Genomic DNA, 25955 nt, shown 5'->3' on the forward strand with positions numbered 1-25955 from the left:
CCAGGCTCGCGCCGGGGCGGGGTGTGCCAGGCGCACCCCGTTCCGGCGCGTCCACCCCTGTGCGGGCAACACCTGAGAACGGGGCAGACCCCCTTCAGACGGGTTAGACGGAGGAATTCCAGTGAGCGAGCCGATCCTCGAGCTGCGCGGCATCAACAAGAGTTTCGGTCCCGTGCACGTCTTGCACGACATCGACTTCGACGTCCACCCCGGGCAGGTCACCGCGCTGGTCGGCGACAACGGCGCGGGCAAGTCGACGTTGGTCAAGTGCATCGCGGGCATCCACCCGACCGACTCCGGTCAGGTCCTGTTCAACGGCGAGGAAGTGCACATCCACGGCCCGCGTGACGCCGCGCACCTGGGCATCGAGGTCGTCTACCAGGACCTCGCGCTGTGCGACAACCTCGACATCGTGCAGAACATGTTCCTGGGCCGGGAACGCGGCAAGCTCGGCATGCTCGACGAGGCGGACATGGAGCAGGCCGCCCGCAAGACGCTGACCTCGCTGTCGGTGCGCACGGTCAAGTCGGTGCGCACGCAGGTCGCGTCGCTGTCCGGTGGTCAGCGGCAGACCGTGGCCATCGCCAAGGCCGTGCTGTGGAACAGCAAGGTCGTGCTGCTGGACGAGCCGACCGCGGCGCTGGGCGTCGCGCAGACCCGCCAGGTCCTCGACCTGGTGCGCCGGCTCGCCGAGCAGGGCCTGGGCGTCGTGCTGATCAGCCACAACATGAACGACGTGTTCGAGGTCGCGGACCGCATCGCGTGCCTGTACCTGGGCCGGATGGCCGCCGAGGTCAACACCAAGGACGTCACCCACGGTCAGGTGGTCGAGCTGATCACCGCGGGCCGCTCCGGCGACCTGGGCATCGCCCGACCCGAATCCGCGACCATCTGATGCCCGCCCGCGCAGAGCTCCCCACGACGAGGAACGCAGCATGACCAACACCACCAGCGAGACGTCCCCGGACGCACCCCAGGGCGCGATCTCCGACTTCGGCATCGACACCACCTCCCAGTCCACCGGTGAGGCGGTCCGCGACTACTTCGCCCGCCTGCGCGGCGGCGAACTGGGCTCCCTGCCCGCGCTGCTCGGCGTGGTCGTGCTGCTGATCGTGTTCAGCTCGCTCGCCGACAGCTTCCTGACCCTGGGCAACATCGCCAACCTCCTCCAGCAGGGCGCGAGCATCGTCACCATCGCCATGGGCCTGGTGTTCGTGCTGCTCCTGGGCGAGATCGACCTGTCCGCCGGTACCGCGTCCGGCGTGTGCGCCTCGGTGATGGCGCTGCACCTGGTCAAGGGCGGCAACCTGCTCGGCGGCATGGGCGACACCGTCTTCTACCTGTTCTGCGGCATGCTGGCGCTGGCCGCCGTGCTCGCCGCGCTGATGCGGATCTGGGCGGGCACCGCGCTGTCGGTGGTGGCCCTGGCCATCGCGCTGATCGGCGTGCCGCCGAACCCGTGGGTCGAGATGCTGCTGGCCGTCTGCGTCGGCACCGCGATCGGCTGCATCACCGGCTACCTGGTGGCCCGCGTCGGCATCCCGTCGTTCGTCGTGACCCTGGCGCTGTTCCTGGCCTGGGGCGGCGTGATCCTGCAGTTCATCGGCCAGGGCGGCACGCTCGGCCTGCGCGACGACGTGATCTTCAGCGTCGCGAACGGCAACCTCAGCACCGCGGGCTCCTGGGCGCTGTTCGTGATCGCTGCCGGTGGTTACGCGGCTGTCGTGCTCACCCGCCACTTCAGCAGGCTGCGCAAGGGTCTCGTCGCGCTGCCCACCCCGATGGTGCTGGCGAAGGTGGGCACGGTCGTGCTGCTCGCGGCGGTGGCCACCTACGCCCTGACGCTCAACCGGTCCCAGAGCAGCCTCGTGGTGATCACCGGCGTGCCGTTCGTGGTGCCGATCGTGCTCGTGCTGCTGGTCATCGGCACGTTCGTGCTCGAACGCACCAGCTACGGCCGGCACGTCTACGCCGTCGGCGGCAACAAGGAAGCCGCCCGCCGCGCCGGTATCAACGTGGCGCAGATCCGGATGAGCGTGTTCGTGATCGCCTCCTCCCTGGCGGCCGTCGGCGCGATCATCTACTCCTCGAAGGTCGGCTCGGTCGACCCGAACGCCGGTGGCGACAACACCCTGCTCATGGCGGTCGGCGCGGCCGTCATCGGTGGCACGTCGCTGTTCGGCGGCAAGGGCAAGATGCGGGACGCGGTGATCGGTGGCGCGGTGCTCGCGATCATCCAGAACGGCATGGGCCTGCTCAAGCAGCCCGCCGCCGTCGTGTTCATCGTGACCGGCCTGGTCCTGCTGCTCGCCGCGAGCGTCGACGCGCTGTCCCGCCGTCGGGCGGCCACCGCCGCCCGCTGACGTGAGCACACCGACCGCGGGAGCCCGACCCGACGAGGTAAGAAGGCACAACAGAACGGCGCTGCTGCGCCGACTGCACGTGGACGGGCCCTCCACCAGGGCTTCGCTGGCGGCTGAGCTGGGCCTCAACCGCAGCACGATCAAGGCCCTGGTGGACGGCCTGGCCGAGTCGGGCGTGGTGGCCGAACGGGTGCCGGCGCAGCGCTCCGGCGCCGGCCGCCCGTCGCTGCTCGTGCTGCCGCAGCCGCACGCGGCCGTGGTGATGGCCATCGACATCCGCGTCGAGCAGGTGGCGATGGCCATGGTCGGCCTCGGCGGCGACATCCTCGGCCGGGACTCGTGGAACCTGCACCACCGGTCCCGCGACCCCGGCGAGGTGATCACGCACGTCGCCGACTCGGCGAAGCTCCTGGCCGACGAGCTCGACGTGCAGGCGGTCAGCGTCGGCGTCTCCGTGCCCGGTGTGGTGCGCCGCGCCGACGGTCTGGTGCACGAGGCGCCGAACCTGCACTGGACCGACGTGGCGCTGGGCGAACGGCTGTCGTCGGTGCTCAAAGCCCCCGTCCAGGTCGGCAACGACGCCGAGCTGGGCGCTTTGGCCGAGCACGTGCGCGGCGCGGCCCGCGGCTCGTCGGACATGGTCTACATCTCCGCCGACGTCGGCATCGGTGGCGGCGTGATCTCCAGCGGCCAGCCGCTGCGCGGCACCGGCGGCTACGTCGGCGAACTGGGGCACATGGTGGTGCGCCCCGGTGGTCGGCGCTGCTACTGCGGCTGCCAGGGTTGCTGGGAGACCGAGGTGGGCGAGGCGGCGCTGTGCCGTGCCCTGGCCCTGCCCGAAGACGCGCCCCGCGGGACGGTGGTGGCGGAGCTGCGATCGTTGGCCGGTTCGCCGGACAGCGTCGCGCACCGGCTGGGCGAGTTCACCGAGTGGCTGTCCATGGGCCTGGTCACCGTGGTCAACATGCTCGGGCCGGAACTGGTGGTGCTGGGCGACCTGTTCACCGCGCTGCCGGAGTCGCTGGTGGACCAGCTGCGGCGCACCGTGCAGAAGCGGTCCCTGGTGTCACGGGCCGTCGGCGGCACCAAGATCGTTTCGTCGCCCCTCGGCCGTGACGCCAAGCTCATCGGCGCCGCCGAACTCGCCTTCGAGCCGGTCCTGGGCGACATCTGAAAGTTTTCGAACCCTCGTCCGCGTGCGTGCGACATCCGGGTGATCAGGGCCGAGAACCCGGAGCTGATCGCCGAGCAGTTGACGGAGCAGGGTGATCGCGGTTGGGACCTGGCCCGCGCTTGCGTAGCAAATGGCCAGGAGGTGGCGGGTGGTCAGGGTCTCGCGGTGATCGGGCCCCAGGACCCGACGCTGGTCGTCCGCCAGTTGTTCGAGATCGGTGATGGCGCGGGCGTGGTCGCCTGCTGCTGCTCGCCAAGCGGCGAGGTTGTTGCGGGCGAGGAGGGTCCGCGGGTGGTCGGGCCCGACGAACCTGAGGTGGTCGGCCACCGACCGTTCGAACTCCGTGACCGCCTCTGCGCGGTCACCCGCCTCGGCGCGCCATCCGGCTAGGTTGTGCCTGGTGGCGAGGGTGTCAGGGTCGTCGGGGCCCAAGACTCGAAGTCGGTCGGCGAGCAGTCGTTCGAAGTCCGTGATCGCGCTCGTGATGTCACCGGCCTTGGCCCGGTAGGAAGCGAGGTTCGCCCGGACGATCAGCGTGTTCCGGTGGTCGGGCCCCAGGATTCGTGTGGACGCCGTGACCAGGTGCTCGTATTCCGGGACTGCTTCGGCGTAGCTCCCCACCTGTCCGTTCCAGTGTGCGACTTCGTGGCGGGCATGAAGGCTGTCGCGGTGATCAGGACCGAGATGGTGTTCCGCGTGTCGCCGCAGGTCTCGGAAGTAGGCGATGGCGTCGGCCAGGAGTCCCGCCTCTCCCATGGAGTTGCCCGTCTTGAAGAGGACCGCGTGTCCCTCGGTGCCCCAGAGCGCTGGTGTCGTGTGCAGGTGCAGTGCGATCGCGGAGGACCGCAGCGCGGCGGCCAGTGAGCTGTCGGTCTCGTGCGGTGGCCAGGCCAGCAGGAGCGCGTCCGCCGCGAGGTGGGCCAGGGGAGTGAGCCGTTCCGGCTCGATGGTGTCGCGGACGGCGCGTTGCAGCAGCGCGTGCGCTCTCACGGTCTTCGCGTCGAGGGTGATGAGGCTGAGACGGTGCAGGCAGGCCAGTGCGTCGCCGACCTCGTCCGCATCCACCGCCAAGTGCGCCAGGACGTTGTCCCGCGTGAGCACCGCGACCGGGGTGTTCGCCGGGTCGAGCAAGCTGATGATCTCCAACAACGGCCGGGAGAGACCTTCGGGGCGGAGGCTGTCGGCGCGTTCGATCGACAACGACCAGGTCGCGGCGATGGTGTCCCGGTGCTCGTCGGGCAACTCGTCCGCCGCGGGCATCACCTGGGCCAGCGTTCGGCGGCGGTCGGCCAGGCGTTCGCGGTAGTCGGCGACGGTGAGCAGCGGCTTGTCCGCGATGAACGCGGCGGCCTGTGCCAACGCCAGCGGCAGGTGGCCCAGGTCGTCCGCCAGTTCGCGGAGTTGTCCGTGAGCCGGCAGCTTCGCGGTGAGGTAGGCCACTGACTCGGCCTCGGTGAACACGCCGACCTCGATCAGCGGGCGATCGTCACGGGACAGCGCGGCATCACGGCGGCGGGTGGTCACCACCACTCGGCCGGTTGGTGTGCTCGATGGCCACAAACCCTTGAGGTCGGCCGGGTCTTGCACGTCGTCCAGCACGATCAGCCACCGACGATCGGTCGAGCTGAGCCAGGTCTGGAACGCCGCCGCCGCTTTCTCCGCGGTGCTCTTGGGATCGCGCAGCACCCGTTCGGCCGCATCGGCGTAGCCGCTGATCACGGCGGCCCGCGTCACGGCGTTGATCCACACCGCCAGGTCGACCGACTCGTCCCGCCACACGGCGTGCGCGTGTCGTGCCGCCAGTTGGGACTTCCCCACACCGCCCAAACCGGACAGAACGACGGACGTTTCCGCGAGCTGCGCCTCGGCTTCCCGGTGCTGGTACCGGTCCGCGATCGGCGGCAGGACACCGACCCGCACGGGCCACCGCACCGGAGCCGGCGGCGGCAGGTGGAGGTGCTGGGTGTTCCCGTCACCGATCTGCACGCCCTGGTTGTCGTGCACGTCGAACGTGGCGGCCGCAGTCGTCCGCGGCTGTTCGAGATCCACCGGCACACCCTCCGTCACACCGAGTATCGCCGACGGCACGGCAAGTGTGACGCGGAAAAATGAGGGGGGCGGGGATCCTCGTCGGATCCCCGCCCCGGACGGCTAGGGTGCTACGAGTCCCCGCCGGGACTCGTGGTGTTCAGCCCTGCTGCAGCTCGGCAGCGAGTTCGCGCAGCTTGGTGCTGTGCTCACGGGCGTGGTGCCCGCAGAACAGCAACTCGCCCCCGGAGGGGAGCACGGCGCGAACCTGGGCAGCAGCCCCGCAGCGGTCGCAGCGGTCGGCAGCGGTCAACGCGGGGCGGGTGAGCGTCGTAGTCATGGAAATCTCCCTCCGTCCCGGCACCGGGGATCGGTGCCCTCACACCTAGCTGCGACCACTTCGCATCTGGCGGGTGCGCCGTGTTCGCTGCTTCCACTCTTGCAGACGCACGGGCGTAAGTCAGTGTTCCCTGAGTCGTGGCGACCCGCGTCACTCGTCATTTACCCGGCGTCCGGGCCCCCGGAACCTGCCGGTTCCACCGGTTCGATCCGCCCGTGCTCACGTTCCGCTGTCGTGGCAACGGTTTTCCGACCTGCGAATACGGCGTTCGACGCACCCCCGATGCTCCATAAGGTGGGTTCACAGAACCGGCCGGTGTGACGGGTAACACTTTGGTCAGCCCAGAGCGAACACGGCACCGGGTTCCACGATCCGGACATGATCCGTCCGGTTCACGGACCGTTCGACCGCCCGTTCAGATGGTCACGCGCCGCCCGTCGAACCGCGTCAGGCCGAACGACGCGTCCTCGTGGTTGACCCGGACGTGGTCGCGCAGCACCCCGATGCCGACCGCCTCGCCCAGGAGCATCGACTCGGTGAAGTCCGACCGCCAGTGCACGCCCGCCATGTTCCGGGCCGTCGCGACGTTCGCCGCCACCTTGTCCAGCTCGCCGCCCACGGTGAGCGTGACGCCGCCGGTGTAGGGCACCAGGGCCGTGCCCTCCGCGTTGGGCACGACCGGGTCGGGCAGCGCCCACGACTCGTCGAACCACGCCTTCAGCACCGTGACGCAAGCCCCGGCGACGGTCGCGTGACCCGACCCGTACGACGGGTGCGTCGGCGAGCCCTCCGGGAACGCCTGCGGCAGCAGGTACGAGCCGTGCTTCTCGTAGGTGAGCTTGACCGCCTCGGAGTCCAGCACCTCGCGGTCGATCATGTCGTACTCCCGCAGCCCGGACAGGTGCGCGTGGACCCGGCCGCCGAACGCCTCCGGCCGCAGCCTGCGGTGCACGAACCACTTCTGGAACCACACCGCCTTCAACGCCCGCGTCGCCACCTCGGTCACCAGCGACAGCAGGTGCGGCGCGCCGTAGGTGCCGAACCCGATCTGGTTGCCCGAGTGCTGGTACGGGTTGCCCGCGTCCACCGGCGCGCCCAGGTCGAGCAGGATGAGCGCCGCGTTGAGGTAGGCCTCGTACAACGCGTCGAAGTGCACGTAGTTCGACACGTCACGGCCGTTGCGCAGGTACCTGCGGTTCACCTGGTCCCGCTTGATCGGCCGGGTGCTCGCACCCTCCTGCACGGCGCGCCACGCCTCGAAGTCGGTGAGGAAGTCGCGGTCCGGCCGCACGGTGTCGTGCAGCTGCGGGATGCGCAACGTGCCGTACTGGACGTCACGCAGCAGGAACTGCGACAGGAACGGCCCCCGCAGGTCGCCGCGGGTGGAACCGCGGAAGATCGTGGCCGGCGTGACGCGGCCGTCGACCTTCGGCGCCCGGTAGTCGCTCAACCGCGACAGCTCGGCCGCCGCCTGCGCGATCAACGGGTGCTCGTCGTAGGCGGTGAACGGGATGTCCCGGGTCAGGGCCATCCAGTACAGCTCCACCGCCTCGGCGGAGTGGCGCGCGCTGTCGATGCGCGGCACGGGCGGCATGGCGAGCGACTGCGGGTCCGGGCCCTCCAGGTCGAACGCCAGGCCGGACTGCGGGTTGGTGAGCTTCACGCCGCGGCCGAGCGGGATGCGCTCGAAGTCCTCGGCCCGACCGGTGGCCAGCGCCCTCAGCAGCGTGTTGTACGCCTCGGGGCGCACTTCGCCCACTTCGTCGTGCGGCAGGCCCTTGCTGTAGTTGGCGACGTACGGGTAGTCGCCCTCTTCGCCGTTGTTGACGTGCTCCGGCCACGGCAGCCGGTCCAGCGCGTCGGCCGAGGCCAGGCGCGACAGGCGTGCTTCAGTGCGACGTTCACTCATGGACTTCCCCCTGGTGTCGGCGCGTCCCCGTGCCGCCCCCCGGCGGCTGCGCCACTACCAGGACACCACTGAGCGTGACCGAAGGCAGCGTCCGATCGGGTGAAGGACGGTCAAGAAACCAGGGCCCCCTCAACCGAACGGTCGAGGGGGCCCTGGCTCAGAGTGATCTTCAGCCTGGCTGTCAGTCCAGGTAGTCGCGCAACACCTGCGACCGCGACGGGTGCCGGAGCTTCGACATCGTCTTCGACTCGATCTGCCGGATCCGCTCCCGGGTCACCCCGTAGACCTGGCCGATCTCGTCCAGCGTGCGCGGCTGGCCGTCGGTGAGGCCGAACCGCAGCCGCACCACACCCGCCTCGCGCTCGGACAACGTCGCCAGCACCGACTGCAGCTGGTCCTGCAGCAGCGTGAACGACACCGCGTCCACCGCGACCACGGCCTCGGAGTCCTCAATGAAGTCACCGAGCTGGCTGTCGCCCTCGTCACCGATCGTCTGGTCCAGCGAAATGGGCTCCCGGGCGTACTGCTGGATCTCCAGCACCTTCTCCGGGGTGATGTCCATTTCCTTGGCGAGCTCCTCCGGGGTGGGCTCGCGGCCGAGGTCCTGGAGCAGTTCGCGCTGGATGCGACCCAGCTTGTTGATGACCTCGACCATGTGCACCGGGATGCGGATGGTGCGGGCCTGGTCGGCCATCGCGCGGGTGATCGCCTGGCGGATCCACCACGTCGCGTACGTGGAGAACTTGTAGCCCTTGGTGTAGTCGAACTTCTCCACCGCGCGGATCAGGCCGAGGTTGCCCTCCTGGATCAGGTCCAGGAACGCCATGCCACGACCCGTGTAGCGCTTGGCCAGCGACACCACCAGGCGGAGGTTCGCCTCCAGCAGGTGGTTCTTGGCCCGCTCACCGTCCCGCACGATCCACCGCAGGTCACGGCGCATCTGCGGGGTCAGCTTCTCCTGCTCGTCCTCGGCGCGGCGCACCCGCTCGGCGGCGTAGAGGCCGGCCTCGATGCGCTTGGCGAGCTCGACCTCCTCCTCCGCGTTGAGCAGGGCGACCTTGCCGATCTGCTTGAGGTAGGCGCGGACCGAGTCGGCCGAGGCGGTGAGCTCGGCGTCCTTGCGGGCCTGCCGCAGGGCCTCCGACTCCTCCTCGTCCCAGACGAAGTCGCCCTCGCCGGGCTTGGCCTCCTCCTCGGCGGGCTCCTCCTCGACCGGCTCGTCGATCAGTTCGACGTCGTCGACCAGGTCTTCGGCATCCGGAGCACCTTCGAGGTCTTCCGGCTCCTCGCCGTCCTTCTTCACCTTGCCGGGCGCGGCAGCGGCGGCCTTGGCGGCCGTCTTGCGCGGCGCCCGCGTGGCCGTCTTTCCCGCCGCGGCGGTCTTCGCCGCCGGCTTCTTCGCCGGGGCCTTCCTCGCCGAGGTGGCCTTGGGCGTCTCCTCGGCGTCAGCCTGAGCTGCCTGAGTCGTCTTCGCGGCTGCCACGTACGCCCTTTCGCGACTGTCGATCAAGGCCGACCGAAGGGCGCGAACCTCGGTCGCCTGAGTACGGGGGATCCCCCGCCGGATCGTTCGTCAGCGGGGCACCGTTCCATTGTAACGACGAGAATCGCGTGCCGTTGCGCCCCGGCGTGTTCCGAGCCGGTCCGGCACGCGTTCTCGCAGGTGGAACGCTGCGTAAATCAGTGCCGGAGACCTTGCGCGGCGGCCACGGCGGCGCCCACGATGCCCGCGTCGTTCTTGAGCGCGGCGGCCACCACCTCGGTGCGCACCTCCAGCAGCGGCAGCCACTTCTCCGCCTTCTTGCTGACACCGCCGCCCGCGATCACCAGGTCCGGCCAGATCAGGTCCTCCAGCACGTTGATGTACCGGGACACGCGGGGCGTCCACTCGGCCCAGGTCAGGCCCTTGTCCTCCTTCACCGAGGCCGCCGCGCGCTTCTCCGCGTCGTGGCCGTCCACCTCGAGGTGGCCGAACTCGGTGTTGGGGACGAGCTTGCCGTCCAGGAACAGGGCGCTGCCGATGCCCGTGCCGAAGGTCAGCAGCACCACCAGGCCGTCCCGGCCGACACCGGAGCCGAACCGCATCTCGGCGATACCGGCGGCGTCGGCGTCGTTGAGCACCACGACCTGGTCGGTCGGCCTGCCGAGGCGGGCGGCGAACAGGGCGGCGGCGTCCGTGCCGATCCACGCCTTGTCCACGTTGGCCGCGGAGTGCGCGACACCGTGCTTGACCACGCACGGCAGGGTGACGCCGACGGGGCCGTCCCAGTTGAACTTCTCGACGATCTCGGCGACCACGTCGGCGACCGCGTCCGGGGTCGACGGCTGGGGCGTGGTGATGCGCAGGCGCTCACCGTCCAGCGCCCCCGCTTCGAGGTCCACGAGCCCGCCCTTGATGCCGGAACCGCCGATGTCCACGCCGAACCCGCGGGTCATGCCCATCCCCGTGGCCCTTCCTACTCGATTCAGTAACCGTGGCCGCAGACATTAGCCTGCAGTTCTCCGATAGTCCCGTGAGAGTGACGCAGGAGGAACAGTTGCGTTTCGATCCGCGCTCATTGGTCGACGTCGCCGTGCTCGTGGCCCGCGAGGCCGGTGAGCTGGCCGTGACCATGCGCGAAGCCGCCGTGACCGATGTCGACACCAAGAGCAGCGCCACCGACGTGGTGACCGCTGCCGACCGCGCGTCCGAACAGCTCGTCCGAGCCCGGCTGGCCGAGCTGCGGCCGGGTGAGCCGGTGATCGGGGAGGAAGAGGGCGGCAGTGCCGCTGTCGAGGGCCTGACCTGGGTCGTCGACCCGATCGACGGCACGGTGAACTACCTCTACGGCATCCCGCACTACGCCGTGTCGGTGGCCGCCCAGGTCGACGGGGCGTCCGTTGCGGGTGCCGTCGTGGAACCCGTCAGCGGCCGGGTGTGGACGGCGGCGCGGGGCGGTGGGGCGTGGCTGGACGGCCGGCGGCTCCGGGTGTCCGACGCCACCCGATTGGATCTGTCCCTTCTGGGTTACGGCTTCGCCTACCGGGCGGAGCGGCGGCAGCGGCAGGCGGACGCGTGGGCGGGCCTGGCGACCAGGGTGCGGGACATGCGGCGGGCCGGTGCGGCGTCGCTGGACCTGTGCGCCGTGGCGGCCGGTCGGCTGGACGCCTACGCCGAGCACACCCTGGGTCGCTGGGACTGGGCGGCGGGTGCGCTGCTGGCGTCGGAGGCGGGCGCCGTGGTCCACCTGCCGGGTGAAGCCCCGGAGCTGGGCGCGGACGCCACCTTCGCCGCCGCACCGGGCATCGCCGACGCCCTGTTCACCGCCCTGGTGGAGTGCGGCTTCGGCAAGGTCTGACCCGCGTCACACCACTCGACCAGAGCCACGGCCGGGGTCCCCCGCGCAGGGGGACCCCTGGATTTCATCCAACCACGGGGGACCGACAGCGGGCGCCCGCCGTGGGCGAGGTTGTGGACAACTCCGCAGCTGATGGATAACCGGCCCGTGCGGGGTGCCGGTCAGCACTGGATGTCGCGGGCGCCCTTGAGGTTGTCGGCGTTCAGCGACAGCGGCGTGGAGCCCTCGGCGGCCTGGCCGCCCTGCTGCTCCGGCTGCTGCACCTCCCACTCGGCCAGCTGGTCGAGCACCTTGCGGGCGTCGCTGTTCGGCTTCACCTCGCCGAACTTCTGCCCGATCGCCACGTCCACCGTCGCGTCCTGGCGCTCGTCGCGCACCAGCTCCAGGCACGGCTCGACCAGGCTCAACGTCCGCGCCGCACCGGCACCGGGCGCACCGAACCGGATCTGGCCGCGGCACGTCATGTCCTGCGCCGGGTACACCGGGTCGTTGTCCGGCTCGGCCGCCTGCTTCATCCCCAGCTCGGTCAACGTCGTCGCCACGAACCGCGCCTGGTTGCGCTGCGTGCTGGCGTTGAACACCCGGAACTGCACCTGGCCGACCGGCACCGGGTCGGTCCGGTCCAGCGCGTCGTGCCCGAGCACCGTGCCCAACGCGGGCGGTGGCTCGGCCGCGGGCGCGGCGGCCGCGCCCGACGTCGGCGCGGGCACCCCGCCGGGCGGGTTGCACTTGATCGCCGCGTCCACGTCCCCCGCCTCGGACAGCACGCGGTTCCACACGACGACTGCCGTCACGGCGAGCACCAGGAACAGGATGAGCGCCGGCAACGGCCTCCGCTTCCGGTACCGCGACGACCCGCTGCTACCCGTACCGGGTCCCACGTCCGTCGACCTCCCCTGGCCTGGTGCTGACAGTGATCAGGCTATGCCGCGCTCCCCGGTCCCGCGTCTCGGGCGTCGGTGTAGCGCGGCGCAATCACCCGGTCGCGGACGGTCAACGCCCTCGTCGGGCAGCGGAACACGGGAGCACCGGGTGGGTGACGCGCGTCCAAGCCTATCTGGCCAGCGTGGGAAGGGCCTGTCACCCGTCTGCTCAAATAGGGGGAACCCGCTGCGCGACCCGCCGATCAATGAGCTACCCTCTGCGCGCTCCGAGCACCGCCGGACACCGGAAAGCGTCGACGAACAGGGGGTTGGCGCCCGGCCGCACGAGCGAGACCTCCGTCACTGGGGACGGAGGGCACAAATAGGGGCGCTGGTGCGTTAACCAGCGACACGAACAGTCTCCGTTGACCGCAGGGGTGAAAGAAGTATGGCGACCGACTACGACGCACCGCGTCGCAGCGAGGCGGACGAACTCGCTGAGGACTCCCTCGAGGAGCTGAAGGCGCGGCGCAACGAAACGCAGTCCGGGGTCGTCGACATCGACGAGGACGCGACCGCCGAGAACTTCGAGCTGCCGGGCGCCGACCTGTCCGGTGAGGAGCTGACGTTCAAGGTCCTGCCGAAGCAGGCGGACGAGTTCACGTGCTCGAAGTGCTTCCTGGTGCACCACCGCAGCAGGCTGGCCGAGGAAGTCAACGGCCAGTACATCTGCCGCGACTGCGCCTGAGGCACGTCCACCGGGCACGAACCCGCACGACAGCTCCACCGGTTCCACCGCACGACACCGGTTCCACCGCACGACCGATCCAGCACCTACGACCAGACCTGGGCGCTCACCCCCACCGCCGGGGTGGCGCCCAGTCCCCGTTGACGCGACACGGGCAGCGGTTCACCGGTCGCGCAGCAAAGCCGCCAACTTCTCCGCCGAACGCACGCTGAACAGCCAGTACGGCGTCGGGTCCGCCGGGTCCCGCAGCTGCACCCGCACCATCGGCCCGATCCACCCGCGGTGCGTCACGAACGCCATCGGGTCCAGGTTCGGCCCCATCGCCTTCCGCTTGGACTTCGCGTCGAACACCTCGACCTCGCCGAGCAGGTCCAGCGGCACGTGCGCCGAGCCGACCCGCAGCTCGCCGCCGGACACCTCGACTTTCGCCGAACCCATCCGCACGATCAGCAGCACCGCCAGCGGCACGGTGATCACGTACGGCAGCCACGACCGCACACCGGGGAAGCCCATGTGGATCTCGGCGGCCAGCAGCACGGCCGCGGCCAGCGGCAACGGCCAACCCCACCAGGGCACGTACAACCGCTCGCGGAACGCGATCGGGGCGGTCACAGCAGTCTCGCTCACGCCACCAGGGTAGTCTCGCGCGCCGTGCCCAGCGTCGAGGTCCTGTTGTCCCGGCTCGATCCCGCCGTGCCGCCCCCTGCCTACGCCCGACCGGGTGATGCCGGCGCGGACCTGGTGACCACCACCGACGTGGTGATCGAACCGGGGGAGCGCGCGGTGGTAGGTACAGGTATCGCGATCGCGCTGCCGGAGGGGTATGCCGGTTTCGTGCACCCGCGCTCCGGCCTGGCCGCGCGCGTCGGGCTGAGCGTGGTCAACACCCCGGGCACGATCGACGCGGGCTACCGGGGCGAGATCAAGGTGTGCCTGGTGAACCACGACCTGCGCGAGCCCGTAGTGCTGACGCGCGGTGACCGGATCGCCCAGCTGGTGGTGCAGAAGGTGGAGCACGCGGTGTTCCGCGAAGTCGACGAGCTGCCCGGGTCCGTGCGGGGTGCGGGCGGCTACGGCTCTACAGGCGGGCACGACGTGCTCGCCCGGACGGAGGGGTGAAGGCGATGTTCGGTAGGCGCCGCAAGCGCGGTAGGCACTCCGCGAACCGGGGGACGGCGCAACCCGAGGTCGAGTTCGACGGCGTCGAGGAGCCCGAGGACGGGCCGTTCGACTCGTCGCAGGCCCCGAACGACGGCCTGAACCGGCTGGACCTCGGCTCGATCCGGCTGCCGGTGCCCGACGGCGCGCAGCTGCAGGTCGAGATGGACCCGGCGGGCGCGGTGCGGGCGGTGCACCTGCTGACGACGGTCGGCCAGCTCACCGTGAGCGCGTTCGCCGCGCCGAAGTCGGACCGGCTGTGGCCGGAGGTCTGCGGCGAGATGATCGCGCAGTTCAAGTCCGACGGGTTCCGGATCCTGCGGGAGAACGGCGACTGGGGCGAGGAGATCATCGCCCGGAACACCTCGGCGTCACCGGGCAGGAACGCCCCCCAGCAAGAGGTGCACCTCCGGGTGGTCGGCGTGGACGGTCCGCGCTGGATGCTGCGCGGCATCGCGGCGGCGCCCACGGAGGAACAGGGCCTCAAGGCGACCGACGCGCTCTACGCGTTGATGCGGGACACGGTCGTGGTGCGGGGCGAGCAGCCGATGCCGGTGCGCACGCCGTTGCCGATCGAGCTGCCCGAGGCGATCGCCCGGCACGTCCAGGCGCAACAGCAGCAGGGCTAGGCGCCAGGCCGGGGCTTGACCGGCGCCTCCGCCGAGGCGGAGAGGTAGGCGGTGAGCGCGGCGCGGCCCAGGGACTCCCGGTCCGCGCCCAGCGCCGCCAGCGTCGTCGTGCGCAGAGCGGCACGGGGGAGTGCGCCAACCCACTCCCGGGCGACGCCCAACGGGTGAATGGGGTCGTCGGTGCAGGCCGCGACCCCCACCGGTGCCGTGAGCCCGCCCAACTCGGCCAACGTCGGCGCCGTCGACCCCGCCGCCTCCCTCAGCACGTCCACGAGCCGCGAGCCGTACCGGTGCCACGCGCGCCGCAGCTCGTCACCAAGCCACTCGTCGACGCCGGTCAGCGCGGTCTCGACGCCTTCGGCCTCCACCAGCGACGCGCTGGCCCGTGCCGCCGACGCGGCCGGAGCGCCGTCCGCCGGACCGTGCCAGGCGGGCAACGCCACCAGCACCCCCGCGCACCGCTCGGGATGCCGCACCGCCCACGCCGCCGCCACGTGGGCCCCCAGCGACACGCCTCCGACGACCAGCGGCGTGCCGTCCCAGGCGGCGTCCAACGCCTCGAAGTGCTCACGCACACCCCGTGAAGCGGGCGCGACCAGCGCGAACCCCGCCTCGGCCAGGGGGCCCGCGAACACCGAGGAGACGAACACCTCGTCGGACGCGGTGCCCGGCAGCAGAACTGCGCGTGACGATCTCATGACGTCACATCCTCCCCCAGTCGGATACCCGGTCGGGTGCACCCGGTTACGCTGGCTGTTGGACGGGCTTCGTCGTCGAGGCCCCGCGCATTCCAGGAGTCGGGGATGAGTGGTACTGGGGGTGGCTACTGGCGCCGCCTCGTGCGTCGGCTGACCACCGACGTGAACGAGTTGGACGCTGACGACCTGTCCCGAAAAGCCGAGGCCGTCGGTGCCATCCGCGCGTGCGACTGCAAGTCCGGGCAGGAGGTCACGGTGCTGGGCCGGTTGCGCAGCGTCGAGCTGTGCCCCCGTGACGCCGCGGCCACGCTGGAGGCGGAGCTGTACGACGGCACCGAGGGCGTGACGCTCGTCTGGCTGGGCCGTCGCCGCATCGCCGGCATCGAGCCCGGGCGCACCATCAAGGCCAAGGGCCGGATCGCCGTGAGGGACGGTCGCAAGGTGCTCTACAACCCCTACTACGAGTTGCAGAACGCTTCATGACACAAGTGAACGAGTCCGAGAAGCAGCCCACCCTCCTCGAGCAGATGGGCGGCGTGAGCGGCCTGCTGTTCTCCTCGTTGCCGGTCGTGGTGTTCGTGCTGGTCAATGCCTTCGCCGGGCTCATGCCCGCGATCTGGAGCGCGCTGGGGTTCTCGGTCGTGATCGGCATCGTGCTGGCCATGCGCAAGGGCTCGGTCCAGCCGGCCGTCTCGGCGGTCTTCGGCGTCGGCATCGCCGCGTTCATCGCCTACCGGACCGGTGACGCCAAGGGCTTCTTCCTGTTCGGCATCTGGCAGAGCCTCGTCTACGGCGGCGTGTTCATCGGATCGATCCTGGTCAGATGGCCCCTGGCGGGCGTGATCTGGTCGTTCCTCAACGGCCAGGGCACGGCGTGGCGCAAGGACAAGGCGAACGTCCGCGACTACGACATCGCCACGCTCGTGTGGGCGCTGGTGTTCTGCTCGCGGTTCGTCGTGCAGCGGTGGCTGTACGACGAGGCGTCGGTGGGCTGGCTGGCGGCCGCGCGCCTGGCCATGGGCTACCCGTTGATGGCGGTGGCCCTGGTCGCCACGGTGTGGGCGGTGCGCCGTTCGGACAAGCGCATCAAGGCCGCCCTCGCCCGTGAGGAGGAGGAGAACCGGGCCGCTGAGGAACGGCTCCGGGCGCAGGCTGAGGCCGAGGGCAAGCCGAACATCTACGACCAGGTGCTCGACGCGGCGACCGAGCAGCGGCCGGCGACGACTCGGGCCGAGGACAGATAGCCCGGTTCAGTGCGGGCTGAAGCTGGAGAAGCTCGAAAAGCTTGAAAGCGTCCTCGCCGGACGGGCAGATCAGCAGGATGACATCCCCCGGTTCCGTTCGGGGTGTCGTTGCGTCGGGAACTGCTGTTGCGTTGTGGGTCCGGGTTTCGTGTCATCCCACCGACCTCCCTCCGGGCTACCACACGCGTCAAGGGGGCCCCGAAGTTGGAGTATCAGGCAACGCTGGCACGAGGCCCCCTTGACACGTGCGGTAGGGCTGCGCCAGGTCGGCGGGATGACACGAAGCCCTACTTTGTGAAGGCCGAAGGGCGTCGCGGCCGCACCTGAACCCGCGCTGGCGCCGGTCGGTTCCGCGTTTCAGTAGCCCAGGGCCGAGCGAATCTCGCGCTCCACGTCCGCCGCGGCCACGAAGAGGAGTTCGTCGCCGCCTTCCAGCGTGTCGTCCGGCGTCGGGACGATCACCCGGCCGCCTCGCAGGATCGTGACCAGGGCGGCGTCGCGGGGTAGTGCCAAGCCGTTCACCGGGGATCCCGCCAACGGAGTGTCACCTGGCAGGGTGATCTCCACCAGGTTGGCCTGACCCTGGCGCAAGGTCATCAGCCGCACCACGTCACCGACCGTGACGGCCTCTTCGACCAGCGCAGACAGGATGCGTGGCGTCGAGACGGCCACGTCCACGCCCCAGGACTCGGTGAACAGCCACTCGTTCGCCGGGTCGTTCACCCGCGCCACGACGCGCCGCACCGCGAACTCGGTCTTCGCCAGCAGCGACACCACCAGGTTGACCTTGTCGTCACCGGTCGCGGCGATCACGACGTCGCACAGCTGCATCCCGGCGTCTTCCAACGACGACAACTCGCACGCGTCGGCCTGCACCCACTCCGCCTGCTCCACGGTGTGCGGCTCGAAGTGCTTCCGGTCGCGTTCGATCAGCATCACCTGGTGCCCGTCGGACACCAGCTCGGCCGCGATGGAACGACCCACCGCGCCGGCCCCAGCAATGGCGATACGCACTAGCTCTCCTCGGGCGCGTGGGCCGCGGCGGCGGCCACGTCGGTCACGGTGCCGGACAGGGCGGCCACGTACACCTGGTCGTCGGCCTGCAGGACGGTCTTCGAGTCGGGCAGCACCCCGGTGCCGAACCGCATCACGAACGCGACCCGGCACCCGGTGGCCTCCTGCAGGTCGCGCACCGTGCGCCCGACCCAGTCCTCGTGCAGCTCCAGCGGCAGCACGGCCACCGTCCCCGACGGGTCGCGCCACGCCGTCGCCGTGCCCTCCGGCAGCAGCATCCTCAGGAACCGGTCGGTGGACCACGGCACGGTCGCCACGGTCGGGATGCCGAGCCGCTCGTACACCGCGGCGCGCTTCTCGTCGTAGATCCGCGCGACCACCGCCTCCACCCCGAACGTCTCCCGCGCCACCCGCGCCGAGATGATGTTGGAGTTGTCGCCGCTGCTCACCGCCGCGAACGCGCCCGCCCGCTCGATCCCGGCCTCGATCAGCACCTTCTGGTCGAAACCGTTGCCCACGACCTGCTGGCCGTGGAAGTCGTGGCCGAGCCTGCGGAACGCCTGCGCGTCCTTGTCGATCACCGCGACCTGGTGGTCCAGGCGTTCGAGTGCCTTGGCCAGGGACGAGCCCACCCGGCCGCAGCCCATGATCACCACGTGCACGAAAGCCTCCTGAACGACGCCTACGGAGAACCTACCCACGATTACTCCGACCAGGGGACCTGACCCCTTACGCTGTCGACCCGTGTCCAAGCTCGCAACCGCGGTCAAGCGCCTGCTCGTCGGCAGGCCCTTCCGCAGCGATCGCCTAGCCCACACCCTCCTGCCCAAGCGCATAGCGCTGCCGGTGTTCGCCTCGGACGCGATGTCGAGCGTGGCCTACGCCCCCGAGGAGATCTTCCTCGTGCTCTCGGTGGCGGGTCTGTCGGCCTACGCGCTGGCGCCGTGGGTGGGTGTGGCCGTGGTCGTCGTGATGCTCACGGTCGTGGCGAGCTACCGGCAGAACGTGCACGCCTACCCCTCCGGCGGCGGCGACTACGAGGTCGCCACGGTCAACCTGGGCCGCAGAGCGGGTCTCACCGTGGCGAGCGCCCTGCTCGTGGACTACATCCTCACGGTCGCCGTCTCGATCTCGGCGGCGGCGGCGAACATCGGTTCGGCCATCCCGTTCGTCGCCACCCACAAGGCCGAGTTCGCGGTCGCCGCGATCGTCCTGCTCACCGCCATCAACCTGCGCGGCATCCGCGAGTCGGGCAGCGCGTTCGCCATCCCGACCTACGCGTTCATGGTCGGCGTCCTCGGCATGATCGGCTACGGCCTGGTCCGCGGCTTCATCATGGGCGACGAGATGCGCGCCGAGAGCGCGGGCCTGGAGCTGCGCGCCGAGGACGACCACCTGATGGGCCTGGCGTTCGTGTTCCTCGTGCTGCGCGCCTTCTCGTCCGGCAGCGCGGCGCTGACCGGCGTCGAGGCGATCAGCAACGGCGTGCCCGCGTTCCGCAAGCCGAAGTCGCGCAACGCGGCGACCACGTTGCTGCTGATGGGCCTGATCGCGGTCACGATGCTGATGGGCCTGATCGTGCTGGCCCAGCTCACCGGCGTGAAGATGGCCGAGGACCCGGCCCACCAGCTGGTCAACGCGCCCGAGGGCTACGAGCAGAAGACGATGGTCGCCCAGATCGCGGGTGCGGTGTTCGAGGGCTTCCCGGTCGGGTTCTTCTTCATCACCACCGTCACCGCGCTGATCCTGGTGCTCGCCGCGAACACCGCGTTCAACGGCTTCCCGGTGCTCGGCTCGATCCTCGCCCAGGACCGCTACCTGCCCCGCCAGCTGCACACCCGCGGCGACCGGCTCGCGTTCAGCAACGGCATCGTGTTCCTCGCGGGCGCGGCGATCGTGCTGGTCATCGCGTTCGACGCGGAGGTCACCAAGCTCATCCAGCTCTACATCGTGGGCGTGTTCGTGTCGTTCACGATGAGCCAGACCGGCATGGTCCGGCACTGGACCCGGCAGCTCAAGACCGAGACCGACCCGACCGCGCGCAGCCGCATGCGCCGCTCGCAGGCGATCAACGCGTTCGGCCTCGCGCTCACCGCCTCGGTGCTGGTCGTCGTGCTGATCACCAAGTTCACCCACGGAGCGTGGATCGCGATCGCCGCGATGGCCGCCCTCTACGCCCTGATGACCGCGATCCGCCGGCACTACGACCGGGTCGCCGAGGAACTGCGCCAGCAGGAGCGGCAGAAGCTGCTGCCCGCCCGCAACCACGCCATGGTGCTCGTCTCCAAGCTGCACATGCCGACCCTGCGCGCCCTGGCGTACGCGAAGGCGACCCGACCGGACATCCTGGAGGCCGTCACCGTGAACGTGGACGACGGCGACACCCGCCGCCTGGTGCGGGAGTGGGAGAAGGAGAACTTCAAGGTGCCGCTGAAGGTGATCGAGTCGCCCTACCGCGAGATCACCAAACCGGTCCTGGACTACGTCAAGCGCGTCCGCACGGACAACCCGCGCGACGTGGTGACGGTGTTCATCCCGGAGTACGTGGTCGGTCACTGGTGGGAGCAGTTCCTGCACAACCAGAGCGCGCTGCGGCTCAAGGGCAGGCTGCTGTTCCAGCCGGGCGTGATGGTGACGAGCGTGCCGTGGCAGCTGGCCTCATCCTCGAAGGTGACCGACAAGGACGACGTGATCGCGCCCGGCGCGATCCGCCGCGGCCTGGACAACCGCGGCCAGGACAAGGACGGCAAGTGACGGCGACCTGGAAGCAGCGGCTCATCGAGGTCGAGGTCGGCGCGGTCGCCCACGGCGGGCACTGCGTGGCCCGGCACGAGGGCCGCGTCGTCTTCGTCCGGCACGCGCTGCCCGGCGAACGGGTGGTCGTGCGGATCACCGAGGACACCGGCGGCTCCTTCTGCCGCGGAGACGCCGTGGAAATCCTGGACGCGTCACCGGACCGCGTGCAGGCGCCGTGCCGGTTCGCCGGACCCGGCCTCTGCGGCGGCTGTGACTGGCAGCACGCCTCCTGGCAGGCGCAGCGCGAGCTCAAGGCCGCCGTGGTCAGCGAACAGCTGCACCGGCTGGCCAAGCTCGACTGGGAGGTCATTGTCGAGGACCTGCCCGGCGGCCCCGAGGACTGGCGCACCCGGATGCGCCTGGCCGTGGGCCCCGACGGACGCCCCGGCTTCCGCGCCCACCGCAGCCACCAGGTCATCCCGGTCGACGACTGCGTGATCGCCGTCCCGAACGCCCTGGACACCGTGGTCGACCGCACCTGGCCGGCCAAGTCCGAACTCGTCGTCACCCGGGACGCGGGCGGCCGGACGCACCTGACCGAGATCGGCCCACCGGTCATCCGCCGCGGCCGTCCCGTGCCCGGACCGTCCCGCCTGCGCCAGGGCAGCGGCACGGCCACCGAACTGGCCGCCGGCCGCACCTGGAACCTGCGCTCCGACGGCTTCTGGCAGGTCCACCCGGCCGCCGCGGACACCTTCGCCAAGGTCGTCGGCGACTGGGCCGACTGCCGCCCCGGCGACCGCGCCTGGGACCTCTACGGCGGCGTCGGCCTGTTCGCCTCCGTCCTCGCCGACCAGGTGGGGCCCAACGGCTCGGTCGCCGTGGTCGAGTCGTCGCACGGCGCTGTCGCCGACGGCAAGCTCAACCTCTCCGACCACCCCAACATCAGCTGGCACGCGGGCCGCACCGAGGACGTGCTCGGCTCACCCGACTTCACCGACCTGCCACCCGACGTCGTCGTCCTCGACCCGCCCCGCAAGGGCGCGGGCAAGGTCGTCGTGACCGCGATCGCCCGCAGCCGACCCGCCCGTGTGGTTTACGTCGCGTGCGACCCCGCCGCCCTGGCCCGCGACATCGCCTCGTTCGCCCAGCACGGGTACGAGTTGGCCCAGCTCAGAGCGTTCGACGCGTTCCCGATGACCCATCACGTCGAGTGCGTCGCCCTCCTGGAGCCCGCTCGCTGACAGGCGTCTCAGTCCGTGGTCCGTAGACTGACCGGACGAATCGGGGATTCGAACCACAGGGCGAGGTGGAGCGAGTGACGCTGCTGGAATCCGTGCACGGACCGGCGGATCTGAAACGGCTGGGGCCGGACGAGCTGGTCGTGCTCGCCGAAGAGATCCGGCGTTTCCTGGTCGACAAGGTCTCCCGGACCGGCGGGCACCTCGGGCCCAACCTCGGTGTGGTCGAGCTGACCATGGCCGTGCACCGGGTCTTCGACTCGCCGCACGACTCGGTCGTCTTCGACACCGGTCACCAGAGCTACGTGCACAAGATCCTCACCGGCCGCCGCGACGGCTTCGACACCCTCCGCCAGAAGGGCGGCCTCTCCGGCTACCCCTCCCGCGCCGAGAGCGAGCACGACGTCGAGGAGAACAGCCACGCCTCGACCGCGCTCTCCTACGCCGACGGCCTGGCCAAGGCCTACCAGCTGACCGGCCAGCGCAGGCACGTCGTCGCGGTCGTCGGCGACGGCGCCCTGACCGGCGGCATGTGCTGGGAGGCGCTCAACAACATCGCCTCCGGCACCGACCGCCCCGTGGTCATCGTCGTCAACGACAACGGCCGCTCCTACTCGCCCACCATCGGCGGCCTGGCCGACCACCTGTCGTCACTGCGCCTGCAGCCCGGCTACGAGCGCGCCCTGGAACGCGGCAAGAACGCCCTCCAGGGCACCCCGATCGTCGGCAAGCCCGTCTACGCGGCCCTGCACGCCGCCAAGCGCGGCATCAAGGACGCGCTCAGCCCGCAGGCCATGTTCGAAGACCTCGGCCTCAAGTACATCGGCCCGGTCGACGGCCACGACACCACCGCCCTCGAATCGGCCCTGCGCCGCGCCAAGTCCTTCGGCGGACCCGTGATCGTGCACACCGTCACCCGCAAGGGCAACGGCTTCGCACCCGCCGAGAACCACGAGGCCGACCAGATGCACGCCACCGGCGTCATCGACCCCATCACCGGCGAGAACATCGGTCCGTCCAAGCGCACCTGGACCCACGTCTTCGCCGACGAACTGGCGGCCCTCGGCGGCGAACGCCCCGACCTCGTCGCCATCACCGCCGCCATGCGCGGCCCGACAGGCCTGGACAAGTTCGCGGGCCTCTACCCGGACCGCTGCTTCGACGTCGGCATCGCCGAACAACACGCCATGACCTCCGCCGCCGGCCTCGCCATGGGCGGCATGCACCCGGTGGTCGCCATCTACGCCACCTTCCTCAACAGGGCGTTCGACCAGCTCCTGATGGACGTCGCCATGCACAAGCAGGGCGTCACCGTCGTCCTGGACCGCGCCGGCATCACCGGCCCGGACGGCGCCTCCCACCACGGCATGTGGGACCTGTCCATCTGCGGCCTCATCCCGGGCATCCACGTGGCCGCCCCCCGCGACGCCGCCTCCCTGCGCGAAGAACTCCGCGAAGCCGTCCGCATCTCCGACGCACCCACCGTCGTCCGCTACCCGAAGGCCTCGGTAGGCCCCGACCTGCCCGCCCTCGAACGGATCGGCACGGTCGACGTCCTCCACCGCTCCGGCTCCGACGTCCTCCTCGTCACCGTCGGCGCGTTCGGCGAACTAGGCCTCGCCGCCGCCCAACGCCTCGCCGACCAGGGCATCGGCGTCACCGTCGTCGACCCCCGCTGGGTCTTCCCGGTCCCGGACGACCTGGTCACCCTGGCCGCCGACCACCGCCTCGTGGTCACCGTCGAGGACAACGGCCGGCACGGCGGCTTCGGCTGGGCCCTGGCGGCCGCCCTGCGCGACGTCTCGGTGGACACCCCACTGCGCGACCTGGCCATCCCGCAAACCTTCCAAGACCACGGCGACCGCACCGAGGTCCTCACCGACATCGGCCTGACCGCCCAGGACGTCTCCCGCCGCATCACCGAATGGGTCGTCGCCTCCGAACCCACCGAGGTAGACGCCACCGTCCAGAAGTAACCCTCCCGCCCGCCGGCGAGACACCACGCCCTCCTCGCAAAAGGAGGGCTTCGTGTCATCCCGCCGACCTGGCGCAGCCTTACCGCACGTGTCAAGGGGGGCGCGTCCACCTTTGCCTGCTACTTCACTGTGGGCTCCGCGCCCCCCTTGACGCGTGTGGTAACCCGGAGGGAGGTCGGTGGGATGACACGGAGTCCGGACCCACAACGCGACAGCAGTTCCCGACGCAACGACACCCCGAACGGAACCGGGGGATGTCATCCTGCTGATCTGCCCGTCCGGCGAGGACGCTTTTGATCTTTTCGACCGGTCCCACCGGCCGTCGACCTCGACCCCCACCACCGACAGCCCACCGACAGCTTCACGCTAAGCACCTTCTCAGGGATGTGTGGCACCTTTGTGGGGTGCGGATCCTGGTAGTCGAGGACGAGGTGCCACTGGCCGACGCGATCGCGCGCGGCCTGCGGCGCGAAGGTATGGCGGTCGACGTCGCCTACGACGGCGAGACCGGCCACGAGAAGTCGACCGTGACCCGGTACGACGTGGTCGTGCTCGACCGCGACCTGCCCGGCATGTCCGGCGACGAGCTGTGCAAGGAGATCCTCAGCTCCGGCGCCCTGACCAGGGTCATGATGCTCACCGCGAGCGCCGGCGTGGACGACCGCGTCGCGGGGCTCTCCCTCGGCGCCGACGACTACCTGGCCAAGCCGTTCGCGTTCCCCGAGCTGGTCGCCCGCGTCCGCGCCCTCGCCCGCCGCGCCACCCCGGCCACCCCGCCGCTGCTCACCGCCCGTGACGTCGAGCTCGACCCCGCCCGCCGCACGGTGCGCCGCGCCGGCCAGCCCGTGGAGCTGACCCGCAAGGAGTTCGGCGTCCTGGAGGTCCTGCTCGCGGCCAAGGGCTCCGTGGTCTCCAGCGAGGAGCTGCTGGAACGCGTGTGGGACGAGAACGCCGACCCGTTCACCACCACCGTCCGCGTCACCGTCATGACGCTGCGCAAGAAGCTCGGTGAACCGGGCATCATCGACACGGTGGTCGGCTCCGGCTACCGCGTGCCCACGGCAGGTTTCCCCGAAGAAGGCCCACGCTGAACTCTGAGCTGGCCCGCAGGCGCGGACCCGGGCTGCGGACGCGGCTCACCCTCCTCGCGACCGGTCTGGTCGCGTTCGTCAGCGGCCTGCTGCTCCTACTGGGCTGGCTGCTCGTCGGCCGCGTCATCGCCTCCTCGCCCCGCTTCGCCGAGGGCAGCACCGTCATCGTGGACGGCCGTGAGGTCGACGCCGGTGCGCTGATGGACCTGCTCGGCGAACAAGCCAGGGACGACGTGCTGCGGTCGGGTTCGATCGCGTTCCTCTGCGTTGTGGCCGCGGCCGCCCTGCTCGCGTGGACCATCACCGGTCGCGTCCTGCAGCCCGTGCACGATGTGACCGACGCGGCCCGCCGCCTCTCAGCCGAGTCCCTCGGTGAGCGGCTGCGCCTGGACGGGCCGCGGGACGAGGTCGCCGAGCTGGCCGACACGTTCGACGAGATGCTCGACCGGCTGCAGGCGGCGTTCGAGTCGCAACGGCGGTTCGTCGCCAACGCCTCCCACGAACTGCGCACGCCGCTCGCCGTCATCCGCACGGAACTGGACGTGACCCTCTCCGACCCGGACGCCGACGAGGCCGAGCTGCGCCGCATGGCGGGGGTGGTGCGTGCCGCGACGGAACGGGCCGAGCAGCTGGTCAGCGCGTTGCTACTACTTGCCCGCACCGACGGGCTCGGGTTGGCGGTGCGGGAGCCGGTGGACCTCAACGCCGTGGTCGAGTCCGCGTGGCGGGCCGCACGGCCCGAGGCCGAGGACCGTCAGCTGCGGGTGTCCTTCCTGCCCGCCCCGGCGCCCGCCGTGGGCGACCCCGCCTTGCTGGAGCGCATCGCGGGCAACCTGCTGGAGAACGCCGTGCGCCACAACGTGCCCGGTGGGTGGATCGAGGTGCGCACCGAGGGCGGCCCGGAGTGGACCCTGCTGCGGGTGTCGTCGTCCGGGCAGGTCATCGCGCCGGACCGGGTCGAGGAGCTGTTCGAGCCCTTCCGCCGAGGTGGCACCGACCGGACCGCGCGCACCGGCACGGGGCTCGGGCTGTCCATCGTGCGGGCCGCCGTCGCAGCTCACGAGGGTCAGGTGCACGCCACGGCGGTCCCCGGCGGGGGGCTCTCGGTGGCCGTGCACCTCCCGTCCACGCCGCATGGAAAACTCATCTGAGTGGTCCCGATCACACATGATCCGGTTTGAGGGCTCCCGCAGGGGGTACTACCTGCGCAGACGTGCCTCCGGACCCCCGATTTGTCTCCGCGTTGGGCGGGGTGTAACTTTCTCTCTGCCAGCGCGGAACGGGCCGGAGAGAGACCGGAACGGAGCGCGGCGGACATCAAGCCCCAGATCGAATCACCTGCCGGTGACGAGTGACGGTGAGCGCGTGTTCTTTGAGAACTCAACAGCGTGCCGAATAGCCAGTA

General features: G+C 70.6%; 24 protein-coding genes. 14 read left to right on the plus strand and 10 right to left on the minus strand.

The window, feature by feature from the left end:
- Positions 1–121: 121 nt before the first annotated feature.
- Genes A6A25_RS28225 through A6A25_RS28235 form a run of 3 tightly spaced genes read left to right on the plus strand, consistent with a single transcriptional unit; the run spans position 122 to position 3537 of the window.
- Positions 122–895: an ATP-binding cassette domain-containing protein gene (locus A6A25_RS28225; protein WP_073895290.1), complete on the plus strand. Its 774-nt coding sequence runs from the start codon at positions 122–124 to the stop codon at positions 893–895.
- Between the two features lie 40 nt (positions 896–935).
- Complete coding sequence (locus A6A25_RS28230; RefSeq protein WP_073895292.1) at positions 936–2363, plus strand: sugar ABC transporter permease; 1428 nt, start codon at positions 936–938, stop codon at positions 2361–2363.
- Position 2364: 1 nt separating this feature from the next.
- A complete protein-coding gene (locus A6A25_RS28235; protein ID WP_073895295.1) occupies positions 2365–3537 on the plus strand; it encodes an ROK family transcriptional regulator in 1173 nt (390 codons plus the stop codon).
- Here A6A25_RS28235 and A6A25_RS28240 read toward each other — a convergent pair.
- The 5 genes from A6A25_RS28240 to ppgK form a co-directional block, all read right to left on the minus strand.
- Positions 3430–5586, minus strand: a complete 2157-nt coding sequence (locus A6A25_RS28240) for a tetratricopeptide repeat protein (protein ID WP_143193465.1) — start codon at positions 5584–5586, stop codon at positions 3430–3432. The two genes, A6A25_RS28235 and A6A25_RS28240, sit on opposite strands and share 108 nt — an antisense overlap.
- A 139-nt stretch (positions 5587–5725) precedes the next feature.
- Positions 5726–5905, minus strand: a complete 180-nt coding sequence (locus A6A25_RS28245; protein ID WP_015800348.1) for a DUF7455 domain-containing protein — start codon at positions 5903–5905, stop codon at positions 5726–5728.
- Positions 5906–6320: 415 nt separating this feature from the next.
- Positions 6321–7814: a vanadium-dependent haloperoxidase gene (locus tag A6A25_RS28250; protein WP_073895299.1), complete on the minus strand. Its 1494-nt coding sequence runs from the start codon at positions 7812–7814 to the stop codon at positions 6321–6323.
- A 181-nt stretch (positions 7815–7995) separates the two neighbouring features.
- On the minus strand, positions 7996–9324 hold the full coding sequence (locus A6A25_RS28255; RefSeq protein WP_198932892.1) for an RNA polymerase sigma factor: 1329 nt from the start codon (positions 9322–9324) through the stop codon (positions 7996–7998).
- 170 nt (positions 9325–9494) lie between these two features.
- On the minus strand, positions 9495–10256 hold the full coding sequence (ppgK, locus tag A6A25_RS28260) for a polyphosphate--glucose phosphotransferase (RefSeq protein WP_073895303.1): 762 nt from the start codon (positions 10254–10256) through the stop codon (positions 9495–9497).
- 95 nt (positions 10257–10351) lie between these two features.
- Between ppgK and A6A25_RS28265 the strand changes: the two genes are divergently transcribed.
- On the plus strand, positions 10352–11152 hold the full coding sequence (locus A6A25_RS28265) for an inositol monophosphatase family protein (RefSeq protein ID WP_073895343.1): 801 nt from the start codon (positions 10352–10354) through the stop codon (positions 11150–11152).
- Between the two features lie 161 nt (positions 11153–11313).
- On the opposite strand, the gene cei is transcribed toward A6A25_RS28265, so the two are convergent.
- Complete coding sequence (gene cei / locus A6A25_RS28270) at positions 11314–12033, minus strand: envelope integrity protein Cei (RefSeq protein ID WP_073895305.1); 720 nt, start codon at positions 12031–12033, stop codon at positions 11314–11316.
- Positions 12034–12463: 430 nt separating this feature from the next.
- Here cei and A6A25_RS28275 point away from each other — a divergent pair, with 430 nt between their 5' ends.
- A complete protein-coding gene (locus A6A25_RS28275; RefSeq protein WP_053717171.1) occupies positions 12464–12763 on the plus strand; it encodes a DUF4193 domain-containing protein in 300 nt (99 codons plus the stop codon).
- A 162-nt stretch (positions 12764–12925) separates the two neighbouring features.
- On the opposite strand, the gene A6A25_RS28280 is transcribed toward A6A25_RS28275, so the two are convergent.
- Positions 12926–13390: a DUF3093 domain-containing protein gene (locus A6A25_RS28280; RefSeq protein WP_073895307.1), complete on the minus strand. Its 465-nt coding sequence runs from the start codon at positions 13388–13390 to the stop codon at positions 12926–12928.
- A 24-nt stretch (positions 13391–13414) separates the two neighbouring features.
- Here A6A25_RS28280 and dut point away from each other — a divergent pair, with 24 nt between their 5' ends.
- Positions 13415–13882 (plus strand): dUTP diphosphatase, encoded by a 468-nt coding sequence (dut, locus tag A6A25_RS28285; RefSeq protein WP_073895309.1) that lies wholly within the window; start codon positions 13415–13417, stop codon positions 13880–13882.
- Positions 13883–13887: 5 nt separating this feature from the next.
- A complete protein-coding gene (locus A6A25_RS28290) occupies positions 13888–14550 on the plus strand; it encodes a DUF3710 domain-containing protein (RefSeq protein ID WP_073895346.1) in 663 nt (220 codons plus the stop codon).
- On the opposite strand, the gene A6A25_RS28295 is transcribed toward A6A25_RS28290, so the two are convergent.
- Complete coding sequence (locus tag A6A25_RS28295; RefSeq protein WP_073895311.1) at positions 14547–15248, minus strand: alpha/beta fold hydrolase; 702 nt, start codon at positions 15246–15248, stop codon at positions 14547–14549. The two genes, A6A25_RS28290 and A6A25_RS28295, sit on opposite strands and share 4 nt — an antisense overlap.
- 105 nt (positions 15249–15353) lie before the next feature.
- Here A6A25_RS28295 and A6A25_RS28300 point away from each other — a divergent pair, with 105 nt between their 5' ends.
- The gene (locus A6A25_RS28300) at positions 15354–15731 is read left to right on the plus strand and encodes an OB-fold nucleic acid binding domain-containing protein (protein ID WP_073895313.1); all 378 of its coding nucleotides are present in this window, start codon (positions 15354–15356) and stop codon (positions 15729–15731) included.
- Positions 15728–16492: a DUF3159 domain-containing protein gene (locus A6A25_RS28305; RefSeq protein WP_073895314.1), complete on the plus strand. Its 765-nt coding sequence runs from the start codon at positions 15728–15730 to the stop codon at positions 16490–16492. Before A6A25_RS28300 ends, A6A25_RS28305 begins: the two co-directional genes overlap by 4 nt.
- A 357-nt stretch (positions 16493–16849) precedes the next feature.
- On the opposite strand, the gene A6A25_RS28310 is transcribed toward A6A25_RS28305, so the two are convergent.
- Both A6A25_RS28310 and A6A25_RS28315 read right to left on the minus strand, forming a co-directional pair.
- Entirely contained in the window at positions 16850–17506 is a 657-nt protein-coding gene (locus A6A25_RS28310; protein WP_073895316.1) for a potassium channel family protein, read from the minus strand.
- A complete protein-coding gene (locus tag A6A25_RS28315) occupies positions 17506–18342 on the minus strand; it encodes a potassium channel family protein (protein WP_380735058.1) in 837 nt (278 codons plus the stop codon). Before A6A25_RS28315 ends, A6A25_RS28310 begins: the two co-directional genes overlap by 1 nt.
- Here A6A25_RS28315 and A6A25_RS28320 point away from each other — a divergent pair.
- From A6A25_RS28320 to A6A25_RS28340, 5 genes are all read left to right on the plus strand, one after another.
- Positions 18251–20260, plus strand: coding sequence for an APC family permease (locus A6A25_RS28320; RefSeq protein ID WP_073895320.1), 2010 nt, complete (start codon positions 18251–18253; stop codon positions 20258–20260). The two genes, A6A25_RS28315 and A6A25_RS28320, sit on opposite strands and share 92 nt — an antisense overlap.
- Positions 20257–21486 carry a class I SAM-dependent RNA methyltransferase gene (locus A6A25_RS28325; protein ID WP_073895322.1) on the plus strand — a complete coding sequence of 410 codons (1230 nt, stop codon included), beginning with the start codon at positions 20257–20259 and terminating at the stop codon, positions 21484–21486. The genes A6A25_RS28320 and A6A25_RS28325 overlap by 4 nt, the downstream gene beginning before the upstream one ends.
- A 74-nt stretch (positions 21487–21560) precedes the next feature.
- Positions 21561–23459 carry a 1-deoxy-D-xylulose-5-phosphate synthase gene (dxs, locus tag A6A25_RS28330; RefSeq protein WP_073895324.1) on the plus strand — a complete coding sequence of 633 codons (1899 nt, stop codon included), beginning with the start codon at positions 21561–21563 and terminating at the stop codon, positions 23457–23459.
- A gap of 404 nt (positions 23460–23863) precedes the next feature.
- The gene (locus A6A25_RS28335) at positions 23864–24550 is read left to right on the plus strand and encodes a response regulator transcription factor (protein WP_073895327.1); all 687 of its coding nucleotides are present in this window, start codon (positions 23864–23866) and stop codon (positions 24548–24550) included.
- Positions 24547–25701, plus strand: coding sequence for a sensor histidine kinase (locus tag A6A25_RS28340; RefSeq protein ID WP_380735062.1), 1155 nt, complete (start codon positions 24547–24549; stop codon positions 25699–25701). Before A6A25_RS28335 ends, A6A25_RS28340 begins: the two co-directional genes overlap by 4 nt.
- The last annotated feature ends 254 nt before the right edge of the window (positions 25702–25955 follow it).

It is taken from the genome of Saccharothrix sp. CB00851 (assembly GCF_001905065.1).
Lineage (GTDB): Bacteria > Actinomycetota > Actinomycetes > Mycobacteriales > Pseudonocardiaceae > Actinosynnema.

Bases quoted from the DNA above. Each gene is read 5' to 3' on its own strand.
- A6A25_RS28230 (WP_073895292.1), top strand. From the start codon at position 936: ATGACCAACACCACCAGCGAGACGTCCCCGGACGCACCCCAGGGCGCG.
- A6A25_RS28245 (WP_015800348.1), bottom strand. From the start codon at position 5,905: ATGACTACGACGCTCACCCGCCCCGCGTTGACCGCTGCCGACCGCTGC.
- A6A25_RS28250 (WP_073895299.1), bottom strand. From the start codon at position 7,814: ATGAGTGAACGTCGCACTGAAGCACGCCTGTCGCGCCTGGCCTCGGCC.
- ppgK (WP_073895303.1), bottom strand. From the start codon at position 10,256: ATGGGCATGACCCGCGGGTTCGGCGTGGACATCGGCGGTTCCGGCATC.
- A6A25_RS28275 (WP_053717171.1), top strand. From the start codon at position 12,464: ATGGCGACCGACTACGACGCACCGCGTCGCAGCGAGGCGGACGAACTC.
- A6A25_RS28290 (WP_073895346.1), top strand. From the start codon at position 13,888: ATGTTCGGTAGGCGCCGCAAGCGCGGTAGGCACTCCGCGAACCGGGGG.
- A6A25_RS28295 (WP_073895311.1), bottom strand. From the start codon at position 15,248: ATGAGATCGTCACGCGCAGTTCTGCTGCCGGGCACCGCGTCCGACGAG.
- A6A25_RS28300 (WP_073895313.1), top strand. From the start codon at position 15,354: ATGAGTGGTACTGGGGGTGGCTACTGGCGCCGCCTCGTGCGTCGGCTG.
- A6A25_RS28305 (WP_073895314.1), top strand. From the start codon at position 15,728: ATGACACAAGTGAACGAGTCCGAGAAGCAGCCCACCCTCCTCGAGCAG.
- A6A25_RS28315 (WP_380735058.1), bottom strand. From the start codon at position 18,342: ATGCGCTTGGGCAGGAGGGTGTGGGCTAGGCGATCGCTGCGGAAGGGC.